Raw genomic sequence first — 13,843 nt, 5'->3', positions numbered from 1 at the left:
GCGGTTCACAGGCGGATGTTCAGCGAGACGCCGACGTTGCGGCCCGGCTGGGTGAAGGCGTCGAGCGTGGCGGGGCTGGCGCCGACGGCGGGGCGGTTCAGGCCGCGCACGTCGCTCCACCAGGCGTATTTCTCGTCGAAGACATTGAAGACGCCGGCGCGCAGGGTGGCCCGCTCGGTCACGTTCCAGAAGGCGGTGACGTCCAGCAGGGTGAAGCGCTCGCCCGGCCAGCACAGGCCGCCGCCGCAACCGTGGTTGGACTTGCGGTCCGACCAGGTGACGGTGGCGCTTCCGCCCCAGACGCCCGAGGGCGCGGCGTAGTTCAGACCGCCGACCAGCTTGACCGGATCGACGCTGGTCAGGGCGCTGCTGCGGCCGTTCGTCTGCTGCTCGCCCTCGGCGTAGGAGGCGGCGACGATGGCCGAGACGCCGTTGTCCCAATGAATGTCGCCGCGCGCTTCCAGGCCCCGGATTTTCACCTTGGTCAGGTTGACGTATTGGTAGATCAGCGGGTCGACGCCCGGCACGCCGGTCCCGCGCACCACCACCTGATTGATGAAGTCGTCGTAGTCCGTATGGAAGGCCGTGGCCTGGGCCGTCATGCGGCCGCCCAGGGCGTCCAGATTGCGGAAGCGCAGGCCGCCCTCGAGGCTCGAACTGGTCTCGGGCTTCAGGTCCGGGTTGGGGATGGATTCATAGCCGAACACCGGGTTGGCGAAGAAGTTGTTCACCTGCATCGGCGAGGGCGCCTTGAAGCCCTGGGCGTAGTTGGCGAAGACGCCGAAATGGTCCTCGACCCAGTAGATGACGCCGATCTTGGGCGACAGATGGCTGTCGCTCTGCCCCTCGGCCGGGGCCGGGAACAGGGCGTCGGCCTTGGGCGTCAGCTCATACCAGTCGTAGCGCAGGGCCGGGATGATGCTGAGGCGGCCGCCCAGCAGATCGATCTCGTCCTGGATGAACAGGCCGGCCAGGTCATACTCGGTCTTGGGGAAAGGACGGGCGGGGAAAGGCTCGCCCATCGGCGGGACCGTGCCGTCGCGAATGCCTTCCTGGGTGGTGCGCGACCAGTCGGCGCCGAAGGTGATCCGGTGACGAACGGCCTCGCCGCCGAAGCTCTTGGAACCCTGCGCCGCCAGGCCCCAGACGGCGTTGTCGAAGGTCACGTCGCGGGTGCGATCGCCCAGCGTCGGACGCTGCTCATAGGTGAACTGGCGCGTCGTCGCATCCTGCCAGAAGACGGCGGCGGAGCCGGACTCGAGCCCCAGGAAGTCGTCGAAACGCCAGTCAAGGCTGATGCGGTCCCGCTGCGTCTCGTCTTGGGCGCTCAGGCCGGTGACGGAGGCGGAATAGCTGCTGAGCGCCTCGCCCTCCATGTCCTGGTCGAAGTGGTCGTAGGTCAGGCGCAGGGTGTGTTTGGGCGCTGCGTCCCAGACCAGCTTGGCCAGCACGGCGTTGGAGGCGAAGTCCTGAGGGTTGGGCTCGGTCCGCGCGGCGCCGACGCCGCCCGTTTCGGCCATGTTCTCGGTCTCCTGGGAGTCGCGACGGGTGTAGGCCAGCAGGCCTGACAGGGGCCCGCTGCGCCCGGCCAAAGCCAGGCCTTCGGTCCAGCCCTCGTCGGCGGAGTTGTAGCCGACCCGCGCACGGGCGCCGAAGCTGCGGCCCGCCTCGATGAAGTCGGTCGGGTCCTTCGAGGTGAAGCTGACCGCCCCGGCGATGCCGTCCGAGCCGTAGAGGGCCGAGGCCGGACCGCGCAGGATCTCGACCGACTTGACCAGATCCAGATCGTTGTAGCCGCCGCGCCCCACAGCCTGCGCCCCGAAGGCGAAGCCGTCCGGCGCCCGCACCCCGTCCTGCACGATCAGCACCCGGTTGCCGCCCATGCCGCGGATGGTGAAGCCCGAATTGCCGTCGCGCCCGGCGCCCGACAGGGCGGCCGAGAAGCGGGCGGGGCTGGTCGGAACGCTGACGCCCGGCTCGAACCGGATCAGGTCCTTGATGTCGGTGACCAGATTGGTCTCGATCGCCTCGGCGGTGATGACGCTGACGCTGGCCGGAACTTCATCGACGCGGCGTTCGGTGCGGGTGCCGACGACGGTGACGGGCGCCACCCGCACCGGCTGGTTCAGATCGATCGCGGAGGCAGCCTCCTCGGCGATGGCCGGGAAGGCGGCGGCGAGGGCTGAGAGCCCGGCGGAAATCATCAATAGCGAACGCATCGGCGGCACCCCGTTGGAAACAGGCCCTGCCTTTAATGCGAACGATTATCAGAATCAATCTAAGTTAGGTTTCGGTTTCAAAATCATCACCTGCCGCTCGAACATCACCGGCGCGGCATGGACCTGGCCCTGACAAAAGAACGCCGCCCCTCTGGGAGGGGCGGCGCCAAATGGGGGCCAGGAGAAGATTTCGCTCAGAAGGTGTAGCGAAGCCCCACGAAGAACTGCCGACCGGTGTGGCTGTAGACGTTCAGGCGATTGGAGGCGTCGACGTACTGGTGGTTGAACTCATCAGTCAGGTTGATGCCTTCGACGCTGAGCTTGATCCTGTCGTTGATGTTGTAGGAGGCCTGGGCGTCGAAGTTCAGGGTTTCGTTGACGCCGGCGACCGAGTTGCCGTCCGCAGCGGGAACCCCTGTCAGATAGCCCTGACGATAGGCCGCCGACCCCCGCACCGAGAACTTGTCGGTCTCATAGTAGAGGGTGAAGTTGGCGGCGTTCTTGGACAGGCCGACCAGGGTCTCGTTGATGGTGGTCAACGGATCAAGGTTCTGGATGTAGGTGATGTCTGAATCGACGAAGGTGTAGTTCGCCTGAACCCCGAAATTCTCCATCCATCCGGGCAGGAAGTCGAGCCGCTTCTGGACGTTGATCTCGAAGCCCTTCAGCAGACCGCCTTCAGTGTTGATCGGCTGGGTGGTCCGGAAGAGGGTGTCGGGAGTGGCCAGCGAGCCGTCCAGCAGCGAATTCGGCAGGCCCAGTTCGCTGAAGGGGATGTTCTGCGTCAGGCTCTGAACGAAGGTGTTGATGTCCTTTACGAAGACGCCCACCGCAAAGAGGCTGTCCGCGTCCGGATACCACTCCAGGGACAGGTCCAGATTATCCGAACGCGTCGGGTCGATGTAGGGATTGCCGGTCGAATAACTGAAGTTCGACCCCTGGATGCCGACGTCGCCGCCGGGCGTCAGGCTGGAGATGGAGGGGCGGGCGATGGTCCGCGCGACGGAGACGCGTGCGATCAGAGTGTCGGTCAGTTCAACCGCAAGGTTCGCCGAGGGAAGCCACATGTCGTAGGTGCGATCGACATCGACGAGGGCGCTTCCAGCCGCCGTGGTTTCGTATCCTTGGGACCACTGTTCCGTGTTGACGTAACGAACCCCGGCGTCGCCCCGCCAGGGCAGACCGAAGGCGGTGAAACGGAAGTCCGCCTGGACGAAGGCCCCTGTGTCGGCCTCGTCGACATTGATGTACTGGCCGCGCGCCGAGGAGTTCTCGACTCCGGTCAGGGCGTAGATGCCGGTGTTGGAGTAGATGTCGTAGGCGTCGATGAATTTGTTGATGTCGGGCGCCAGCCATTGGGTGGACACGCCATCCGGCAGGCCCAGGCCGCGACCGAACCCGGAGAAGACGCGAGACACTTCGGCCAGTTGGGCGGGCGTCAGCGTGTCGACGATCGTTTCCCTGGTGCGATAGAGGCCGCGCGAGGCGAAGGTGAACTTGCGGTAGTCAACGCCAGCCTTGATCGTCAGATTGTCGTTCAGGTCATACTCGCCGAACACCTTGGCGGTCTTGAAGGTGTTCTCCACCGAATTGGGTCGGATGCGAACCTCGGACGTCCCGTTGATCATCGACCAGTTGGCCGGATCGGTCAGGTCGAATCCGAAGTCGATCGCGGGCATCTTTGACCGGAAGTCATAGGAGAAGCCGTTGGTGTTGGCCCGATCGAAGGTGATGATGGTTGAAACCGGGTTGTTGAAGTCGGACTTGGAATAGCCCCCGACGAAACCGGTGCGGAAACGATCGGTCCAGTTGCGGTTCGCGGTCAGGGTGTACTGCTGGAACTCGGTCTGGAGTTCGTCATGGGCGGATTGCGTGCGCACGTCCACCGCATCCATCACGGCGGCGACGATGTTGCGGCCGTCGACGACGCCGGACCGGATGATCGTCTGCGGCTTGCCTGCGCCGGAACGGCTGAGGCCGATGGCCTGCAACTGGGCTTCGTCGCGCGTAGACTTCACGTCTGAATAGAGGATGTCGAACGTAATGGTTGAGCGGTCGTCCGGACGGAACTGCAGCGATCCGGTCAGGCCCAGACGTTCCGTGTTGTGATCGTATTGCACATACGACGGCAGGCGGGGGTGGAAGAGGCCGGTGGCGGCGCTGGTGTTGTTGATCTGGTCAATCGTGAAGCCGTCGATCGTCGACGCCGGGTTGAAGCCCCCGTTCGCTCCGCCGGCGCTCCAGCGCGTGATGTTGGCGCCTTCCTCCAGGATATGGCGCTTCTCATAGGCGGCCGAGAACAGGGCGCCGAAACGGCCGTCCGCCCAGGTGTTGGAGGCGAGCAGGGTGAAGCGCGGCTTCACGTCGCGCGCCAGATCATTGTAGCTGCCCTGAATGCCCGTCACGAGCGTCGGTTCGCGATAGTCAAAGGGGCGGGCGGTCTGAAGATCGACCGTCGCGCCGAGCGAACCTTCCTCGACGTCCGCCGAGGCCGACTTGCGCACCGTCAGGCTGTTGAAAAGTTCCGAGGCGAACATGTTGAAGTCGAAGCCGCGCGTGCGGTTCGTGCCGCCGGCGTTGACCGTGCCGCCCGTGGTGGCGATGGCCTCCATGCCGTTGACGCGGACGCGGGTGTATTCGGACCCTAGTCCGCGGACCGAAATCTGGCGGCCTTCGCCATTGGCGCGGGTGATGGCCACGCCGGGCACGCGCTGGAGAGACTCGGCGAGATTCAGGTCGGGGAAGTCGGCGATGTCCTCGGCCTTGATAACGTCGACGACGCCCGATTCACGTCGTTTCGCGTTCACGGCGCTCTGTAGCGACGCCCGGAAGCCGGTGACCACCACCTCATCGACCTGGGTGGCGGGGCCGCCCTGAGCAGATGTGTCGCTGGACTGCGCATAGACGCCCCCGGCGCTGGCTATCAATACGGCCAGGGCCGACGCCCCCGTCTTGAGCGCAAATTGGAAATCATGCGTGAAACGCATCGCCTCTTCCCTCCCTATCGCCCGCGTTTCGCGGATCTCTCTGTGGCGCATGGACTGACGTCGCTGCACGGCCGCCAGTCTGTCGCAAAACCCTCAAACAGGACGATAGGTTGACCGGATCAATGCACGCCAATCCGAAGAGGGCATCAACCGATGCGCCCTGCGCACTGATCGCGCTTTGATACCGGTTACCTATCCATGCCGTCTTTGTATCGATCTATAGGTGTTTTGGCTTAGACGAGTTGCCGACTTCCTGCCTATCGTCACGGTCAAGGCGCACGCAGAGGCGCCGCCAAGGGAGAGACGGCCAGCGACGATCGGCGTCCTCGGTCCTGTCTCGCAGATCAAGGAAGCGCATCAAGATGACCGACGGGACAGCTGCGTCCGCCGCCCCCCAAGCCCAGCGCCGCACACGGGTCCGATACGGCATCCTGCTGCTGATCTTTCTTCTGACCACGATCAACTACGCCGACCGGGCGACCTTCTCTATCGCGGGCGACGCCGCCTCGCGCGACCTGGGGCTGAGCCCGGTCGAGATGGGTTACATCATGTCGGCTTTCGCCTGGGCCTATGTGATCGGACAGATACCGGGCGGGGTGCTGCTCGACCGGTTCGGCACTAAGATCGTCTACACCCTCGCCATCGCGGCCTGGTCGCTGTTCACCCTGTTACAGGGCTTTTCGGGCTTTCTGACCGGCGGGCTGATCTTCGCGGGCCTGTTCGCCATGCGCTTCATGGTGGGCTTGGCCGAAAGCCCGTCGTTCCCGGGCAACGCCCGTATCGTGGCCGCCTGGTTCCCTGGGTCGGAGCGCGGCACCGCTTCGGCCATCTTCAACTCTGCACAGTATTTCTCGCTGGTGGTCTTCGCCCCCTTCATGGGGTGGCTGGTGCATACCTTCGACTGGCATTCGGTCTTTTTCGTCATGGGGGGGCTGGGCCTGCTCGCCGCCCTGGTGTTCTGGAAGATGGTTCACAGCCCCATCCAGCATCCGCGCATCGGCAAGGCCGAGCTGGACTACATCGAGGCTGGAGGCGGCCTGATCCGCATGGAGGACAGGACCATCTCCAAGTCGGCGGCCTTCACCTGGGACAATGTCAGGCAGGTGCTGGGCAGCCGTATGCTGATGGGCGTGTTCATCGGCCAGTACGGCATCAATGTGCTGACCTATTTCTTCGTCACCTGGTTCCCGATCTATCTGGTGAAGGAGCGGGGGCTGAATATCCTGGAGGCCGGTTTCGCCGCGGCCGCTCCGGCTCTGTGCGGTTTCGTCGGCGGGGTTCTGGGCGGGGTCATCTCCGACGCTCTGCTGAAGAAGACCGGCTCCCTGACCATCGCGCGCAAGACGCCCTTGCTGATCGGCATGGTGCTGTCGGCCCTGATCATCGCCTGCGCCTATATCGATCATTCCGGCCTGATCATTCTCGTCATGGCGCTGGCCTTCTTCGGCAAGGGCATCGCCTCCCTGGGCTGGGCGGTGGTGTCCGACACCTCGCCGCGTGAGTTCGTCGGCGTGACCGGCGGCATCTTCAACACCTTCGGCAACTCGGCCGGCATCGTGACGCCGATCGTCATCGGCTACATCGTGGCCGCGACCGGTTCGTTCGACGGCGCCCTGTGGTTCGTGGGGGCTCACTGCCTTCTGGTGATCGCGGCCTATTTCCTGATCACCGGCAAGATCGAGCGTCTGACGTTGACGGCGGCTCAGGACACGACGGCATGAGGATGAACCGCAGAAACATTCTGGCCGGAGCGTCTGTCGCCGTTCTCGGGGCGGCCCTGAACCCGAAGGCGGCGCAGGCTGCGCCCTTGCGTATCGCTTCGCCCATGGCGGCGCCGACCTGGGCCTTGCTCCAACGGGAGCTCCTGCGCGCCAATACGGAAGCGTGCGAAGCCTTCTACGCCCGCTATTTCGACGAGCGCGGCTATTTTCTGTGCTTCGAGCGGTGGGGCGCCAACGACGGCCCCGACGACGCCATCGAGAACGTCAACGGCTGGCCCCTGCTGCACGCCATGGGCGCGCCCGACCGACTGAAGACCATGTACACCCAGGCCTGGGAAGGACATCTGCGACAATACACCGAGGCGAGAACCGTCGAGGTCGAGATCGCCCGGCAAGGCATGTTCTATAAGGAGTTCAACGTTCAACTCGACTGGCAGCATCACGCCGAAGAGATGACGCTGTTCAATGTCCAGGGCCTGTCCGACCCCGACAATCCGCGCCTGCGCGACCGCGCCCGCCGCTTCGCCGGTCTTTATATGGGCGAAGATCCGGACGCGCCGAACTACGACCCCCGGCATCGGGTCATCCGCAGTCTGATGAACGGTTCGCGCGGACCGATGCTGCGCAAGGCGACGGCCCTGGACTGGGCGGGCGATCGTTTCGATCCGACCGGCTTCTTCATGGAGCATGGCGAGGAGACCTATGAAGAGACGCTCCAGCACTATGAGGAGTACACGGACGTCGTCGGCGACCATCCGCTGAACCTGCTCTCCACGAGCCTGGCGCTGAACGCCTATATGCTGGAGCAGGAACCCAAATACCGGCAGTGGCTGTTGACCTACATCGACGCCTGGGCCGAGCGGGCCAGGGCCAACGACGACATTCTGCCTTCGAATGTCGGGCTGGACGGCGTGATCGGATCGGCCGCCGACGGCAAGTGGTGGGGCGGCGCCTATGGCTGGGGCTTCAGCCCGGTCAATCCGGTCACGGGCAAGCGCGAGGACCGCAACCGCGTTCCGCGTACGGCCATGGGTTTCTTCAACGCCTATCTTCTGACCGGCGACGACAAATATCTTCAGACGTGGCGCGCCCAGGCCGACCGCATCAACGCCCAGCGCCGAACCGTCGACGGCAAGATCCAGACTCCGACCATGTATGGCGAGAACGGCTGGTACGGTTGGCGAGACGGTTTGCACATGGCCAATTCGCTCGACATCTGGTGGTTCTCGATGAAGGAGAGCGACCGTCGTCGTGCGCCGGATCATCCCTGGGTCGCCTATCTGGAAGGCCGCAATCCGGACTGGGTCGAGACGGCGCTTCGAGCCGACCTGGCGCGAGTGGCCGAGGCGGCCCGCAAGCAGCGCGAGGATACGACCACGCCCGATACTCGCCTGGCGGACGGGGTGATGGATCAGAACCCGGCTCAGGTCATGGCCTTGATGCATCAGACCATGGGCGCCATCCATATCGCACGACCGTCATGGGCGGGCGCCGGCAGCGCCAATGTGGGCGGCTCGCCCCTTTACGCCCGTTTGCGGTATTTCGATCCGGACGCCCGTCGCGCCGGCCTGCCGCCGGACACCGCCGCCCTGATCGATCGGATGACGGCGGACGAAACGGGCGTCACGGTGGTCAACCTGAGCCAGACCCGGACGCGGACGGTGACGGTGCAGGGCGGCGGCTATGGCGAGCACCGGATCAAGGATGTGCGGATCGGCGACGCGCGCCATGCGGTGAACGACTCCGCCTTTACCCTGAGCCTGGCGCCGGGATCGGGCGCGCGGCTGGTGCTGGGCATGGAGCGCTACGTCAATCAGCCGACGCTGACCTTCCCATGGCGACGCTGATCCGGCGCGGCTTCGCCGCATCGACGTTCGTCTTGACGCTCGCCCTGACGACAGGCGCCGCATCGGCGAATGACGAGCCGCACTGGGTTGCGGCCTACGCCTTCGCTCCCTCGGCGGAGATGGGGCCTGTGGGGCCGGCCTCGGCGCCCAATCCGAACGACCCGCGCGGTCCGCTTGGGCCGGAGACGGTGCAGGACGTTCGCCTGACTCATATCGTGACCGTCGCCGCGTCCGGCCGCCGGGTCCGGCTGAAACTGTCCAACATCCATGGCGCCGAGCCGGTGCGGATCGGCGGGGTGAACATCGAGCACAATGGCGCGCGCCACCCGGCGCGCTTCGACGGGACGCCTTCGCTTGTCATTCCGGCGGGGGCGTCATGGCTTTCCGACCCGCTCGACCTGACGGTCGAAGCCCTGGACATGCTCGCGGTCAGCATCGACCTGCCCGAGCGGACGCGCCTGCCGACGCACCGTTGGCGGCAGACGCTGACGAACGCCGACGGCTCAACCGGTCAGCCCATGCGACTTGGCGTCCTGCTGTCGGCTGTCGAGGTCGAAAGCGCGTTTCCGCCCGGCGTCATCGTAGCGTTTGGCGACTCGATCACCGAGGGGACCGGCGCCCTGCCCGGCGGCGCGGGAGGCTGGCCGGAACGGCTGGCGAGGCGCATGGTCGAAGCGAAGCGTCCATGGGCGGTCGTCAATCTGGGCATCGGCGGCAACCGCCTGCTGCATCGCGGCTCGGGTCCGTCAGGCCTTGAAAGGCTGGACGCCGACGTCCTGGCGCAGTCCGGCGCGCGATGCCTGATCCTGCTGGAAGGGGTCAATGACATCGGCCGTCCGTCGCGCGCCGCCTACGTACACCAAAGGGTCGAGGCCGCCCAGTTGGTCGCCGCCTATCGTCAGGTGATCCAGCGCACCCGCGCCGCCGGGTTGAAGGCGGTCTTGGCGACTATCCCGCCGTTTGAAGGGGCTTCCTATTTCACGGGCGAAGGTGAGACGACGCGCGCCGCCGTCAATCAGTGGCTGCGCCAGCAGAGCGAGGCCGACGGTCTGATCGATTTCGACGCCGTCCTGCGCGACCCCCAGGCGCCGTCGCGCATGCGCCAGGCGTTTCACAGCGGCGACTGGCTGCATCCGTCTGACGCCGGCTATCAGGCCATGGCCGAGGCCATTCCGCTCGACGTCTGCGGCTAGGCGCCTCAAGTCCCCTTCTTCAGGAAGGGCGCGGTCTGGAACAGGCGGCGTTCTTCGGCGCGCGGATCGTTCTCTGTGCGGCTTTCGACGTCGAAGATCATGGTCTGGCGTTCGGGCAGGGTATAGCGGCCCCATGTCGGGATGGCGGCGTTGTTCGGATCACCGGTTCGCGCAAAGGCGATGAAGGTCTCGCTCATCGCCTCGGCGACCTGTCGGGCCTCCGGCCCGCTCCCGGCGCGCGAGCCGGGCTTGTCGCAATTGTCGAACGCCAGACCGATGTCGAAGCCGTGATAGGCGCCCAGACGCGGCTCGACCGGCGATCCAAAGTCCAATTGATACATCCACGTAGGACCGTTCTGCTTGGCGCGCTCCTCGGCCTGGATCAGATGGCCAGGGCGTGACCGACCGCAGGTCGCGGCGGCGAAGAAGACTTCGCTCGGCGTCATCTGCGGGAAACGCTGACGATACCAGTCGACGACGTACTGGGCGTTCATGTCGAGCACGAACTCGGGCGCCAGCTTGGCCGCCACCGTGTCCCAGGTCAGGCGGAAATTACGCTCGTCTCCCGCCGTGAAGCTGCGCGCCTCGTCATGGGTGTTGCCGATGATCATCGGGATGTGGGCGCTTTCAGCCGGAGCGTCAGGTACGAACGGATGGCGGGGCAGGACATCATGGTCCATCACCGACCAGAAATAGACGTCGTCGCCCTCCTCGATCGGGTCCTTCATGCGCAACCCCTCGACCAGCCGCTCGGTCGGCAGGTTCGCCAGTTCCGCTGCGCGCTCGGGGGATAGGCTCAGATGATCGAGGTAGCGCCGCATGCGACGCTCCGCGTGTTGCGGCCCCATGGCCGTCACGTGCTGGCCGCTCATGGTGATGACGCGATGGTAGAGACCCGACGCGAGCGGCATGGCCATCAGGGTCACCAGTTTGCCGCCGCCGCCTGATTGACCAAAGACCGTGACATTGCCGGGATCTCCGCCGAAGGCCGAGATATTGTCCCGCACCCATTGCAGCGCCAGGATCAGATCCAGATTGCCCACGCTGCCTGATGCGGCATAGGCGCCGCCCAGAATCTGGCCCAGGCCGTTATAGCCGAAGACGTTCAGCCGGTGATTGAGCGTCACCACCACCACATCGCCGCGTCGGCAAAGGGCCACGCCGTCATAGAGGGGGCTTGAACCGGAGCCGTTGGCGTGGGCGCCGCCATGCACATAGACCATGACGGGACGCGCGCCGCCGTCGGCCAGGGCAGGGGTCCAGACGTTCAGGAACAGACAGTCCTCGCTCTGGTTCGGCTCATTGCTTTTCTGGGGCGAGGCCGCCCCGTATTCGAAGGCCGGCGCGATGTCCGACCACGGCTGAGGCGCCAGCGCGGGCTGGAACCGTCTCGGCCGGGTGTCGGCGCCGTAGCGCACCCCCTTGAAGACCTTGATCCCGCGATCCACGGAGCCTCGCACGCGTCCATGACGCGTTGTCGCCACCGGGGAGGCGCTGTCGGCATGAACGCCGCCGGCCATGGCTGACAGCGCCGCCGCGCCGCCTAGCGCGCATACGGTCCGCCTGCTGATCGGATCGCTCATGGTCGTCTCCTTTGGGGTCAGGTCGTCTCGGCCGCTGGATCGGCGTCGGAGGCGGGGTCCGTCTCGAACAGATCGAGCAGGGGCTTCAGACTGGGATTGTCGTTATCGCGTCGCCAGGCGACGTAAAGCTCGACCGGTCGAGCGGGATCGATGTCCAGCGGACGGAACTCGACGCCTTCGAAATGCAGGCGCATCGCGGCCTCGGGCACGATCGCCGCGCCGATGCGGGCATGCACCAGAGCCAGGATCGAGTGGATCTGACTCATGTGCTGAACCTGGTGCGGGGATACGCCCGCCTTGTCGAACAGGCCGGCCAGCATGCTGTGAAAATAGCCGGCCCCCTCGGGCGCATACATGATCATCGGGCGGCCGTCGAAGTCGCCGAGCGACAGGACTGGCTTGTCAAGCCGCGGATCGCCGGATGGGAGGGCGGCGACCAGGCTCTCGTTCATCACCCTGATCTTGTCGAACTCGGGCCGGTTCAGCGGGGGGCGGATCAGGCCGAGGTCGATGCGTCCCGTCAGCAGGGCTTCGATCTGCTCGCCCGTCACCATCTCGCGAAGGGCCAGGTCGACGCCGGGCAGTCGCGTACGCGACAGTTCGACCAGTCGGGGCAGGAAGCTGTAGCCGGACGCCGCCGTGAAGCCGATGGCGACCCGGCCCTCTTCGCCGCTGGCGATGCGGCGAGTGGTCAGGGAGGCTGTCTCGGCCAGACGCAGGATGCGTCTGGCCTCGATCAGGAAGGATCGGCCGGCCGGCGTCAACCGGACCGAACGGCTAGTGCGGTCCAGAAGAACCACGCCTAGAATGCGCTCCAGCAGTTGCACTTGGCGGCTGAGGGGCGGCTGGGTCATGTTCAGCCGCTGGGCCGCCCGACCGAAGTGAAGCTCTTCGGCCACCGCCACGAAACAGCGCAACTGGCTCAGTTCAAACATGATCGGCCCTCCCTTGAACCGAGGAGCCTAGAAGCTTCGGTTCAAGGGGAACAGCGCGGCCTGCGAGGGCCGGGTCAGCCGTTGGCCCTCAACTTGGCCGCCTGCGGCTGGATGCGGGCGATCAGGGCCTCCAGTTCGGCGAACTCTTCCGGCTTGAGGTCGACCAGCGGGGTGCGAACGGGGCCGGCGCTGCGGCCGATCGCGGTCATTCCCGCCTTGACGATAGAGACGGCGTAGCCTTTGCCCTTGTTGCGAATGGCGATGTAGGGCAGCACGAAATCGCGCAGACCCGCCATGATCGTCGCATGATCGCGTGCGCGCACCGCCTTGTAGAAGCTCTGCGCGAACTCCGGCACGAAGTTGAAGATGGCCGAGGAATAGGTCGTCACGCCCATTTCCAGATAGGCGGGGGCGAAGGTCTCTGCTGTCGGCAGGCCGCCGATGTAGGTCAGACGATCGCCCATGCGGCCGTAGATCTGCATCATCAACTCGATGTCGCCGACGCCGTCCTTGAATCCGACCAGGTTCGGGTTGCGCTCGCACAGCTTTTCGAGCGTGTCCGCGTTCAGAATGCCGTTGTCGCGATTATAGACGATGACGCCGAGCTTGGTCGCCTTGCAGACGGCCTCGACATGGGCCGCCAGGCCTTCTTGCCCGGCGAACATCAGATAGGGCGGCAGGAGCAGCACGCCGTCAGCGCCTGCGGCCTCGGCCGACTGCACCATCTCGACCGCCGCCGCCGTGCCGTGGCCCGCCCCGGCGATGACCGGAGTGCGCCCCGCCGTTTCGGCGACGGCGGCCTTGACCACCGCCTCGATCTCGGCAGGTTTCAGTGAGAAGAACTCGCCCGTGCCGCCCGCTGCGAAAAGCCCGGCCAGTTGATTCTGAAGCATCCAGTCGCAATGCTCGCGGTAGGCGCTTTCCACAAAACGCCCCTGGGCGTCGAAATGAGTGACTGGAAAGGACAGCAAGCCGCCGCCGATCGTTTCCGCCAACTCCTTCGGCGTCATTCTGGACATGGTTTTTCCTTGATCTGGAAGACATCCCCGACGGCGTCTTCACCTGTATCTGGAAGAGACGGTATCGAGGCGGACCATTCCGGTCTAAGCCAAAGAAGCTATCGACCTATGCTTCTTTTGGCTTGATCGATGAGCGCTGATTAATGCGCAAGCGCTCTCGATCCATGTCGACTTCGGGGGTTCGCTTAGGTTGATCGGGCGCTTAGGCTTCGGTTGTTCCCACGCTTTCCAGATCAGAGATTTTCCCATGACCGAGACGCTTGAGCTATCGCACTGGATCGGCGGCGAGAAGATCGCCGGGTCGCGGCCGGGCGAGAGCCTGAACCCGTCCGATACGCG

8 protein-coding genes are annotated in these 13,843 nt (G+C 65.3%); 3 read left to right on the top strand and 5 right to left on the bottom strand.

The window, feature by feature from the left end; genetic code table 11:
- Positions 1–5: 5 nt before the first annotated feature.
- Complete coding sequence (locus tag ACWGL1_RS15780; protein ID WP_452112532.1) at positions 6–2,219, bottom strand: TonB-dependent hemoglobin/transferrin/lactoferrin family receptor; 2,214 nt, start codon at positions 2,217–2,219, stop codon at positions 6–8.
- Between the two features lie 194 nt (positions 2,220–2,413).
- Positions 2,414–5,206: a TonB-dependent receptor gene (locus ACWGL1_RS15775; RefSeq protein ID WP_452112531.1), complete on the bottom strand. Its 2,793-nt coding sequence runs from the start codon at positions 5,204–5,206 to the stop codon at positions 2,414–2,416.
- A gap of 362 nt (positions 5,207–5,568) precedes the next feature.
- Between ACWGL1_RS15775 and ACWGL1_RS15770 the strand changes: the two genes are divergently transcribed.
- Genes ACWGL1_RS15770 through ACWGL1_RS15760 form a run of 3 tightly spaced genes read left to right on the top strand, consistent with a single transcriptional unit; the run spans position 5,569 to position 9,967 of the window.
- Positions 5,569–6,927 (top strand): MFS transporter, encoded by a 1,359-nt coding sequence (locus ACWGL1_RS15770; protein WP_291783539.1) that lies wholly within the window; start codon positions 5,569–5,571, stop codon positions 6,925–6,927.
- A 2-nt stretch (positions 6,928–6,929) separates the two neighbouring features.
- Complete coding sequence (locus ACWGL1_RS15765) at positions 6,930–8,774, top strand: hypothetical protein (RefSeq protein WP_291783536.1); 1,845 nt, start codon at positions 6,930–6,932, stop codon at positions 8,772–8,774.
- The gene (locus ACWGL1_RS15760; protein WP_291783533.1) at positions 8,762–9,967 is read left to right on the top strand and encodes an SGNH/GDSL hydrolase family protein; all 1,206 of its coding nucleotides are present in this window, start codon (positions 8,762–8,764) and stop codon (positions 9,965–9,967) included. The genes ACWGL1_RS15765 and ACWGL1_RS15760 overlap by 13 nt, the downstream gene beginning before the upstream one ends.
- Before the next feature lie 5 nt (positions 9,968–9,972).
- Here ACWGL1_RS15760 and ACWGL1_RS15755 read toward each other — a convergent pair whose 3' ends face one another.
- The 3 genes from ACWGL1_RS15755 to kdgD form a co-directional block, all read right to left on the bottom strand.
- Positions 9,973–11,550 (bottom strand): carboxylesterase/lipase family protein, encoded by a 1,578-nt coding sequence (locus ACWGL1_RS15755; protein WP_291783530.1) that lies wholly within the window; start codon positions 11,548–11,550, stop codon positions 9,973–9,975.
- A 17-nt stretch (positions 11,551–11,567) separates the two neighbouring features.
- Entirely contained in the window at positions 11,568–12,485 is a 918-nt protein-coding gene (locus ACWGL1_RS15750) for a LysR substrate-binding domain-containing protein (protein ID WP_452112530.1), read from the bottom strand.
- 74 nt (positions 12,486–12,559) lie between these two features.
- Positions 12,560–13,504, bottom strand: a complete 945-nt coding sequence (kdgD, locus tag ACWGL1_RS15745) for a 5-dehydro-4-deoxyglucarate dehydratase (protein ID WP_452112529.1) — start codon at positions 13,502–13,504, stop codon at positions 12,560–12,562.
- Positions 13,505–13,843 lie beyond the last annotated feature (339 nt).

The sequence above is a fragment of the Brevundimonas sp. NPDC055812 genome (assembly GCF_053616535.1).
This window is presented reverse-complemented; position numbering and strand designations above follow the sequence as displayed.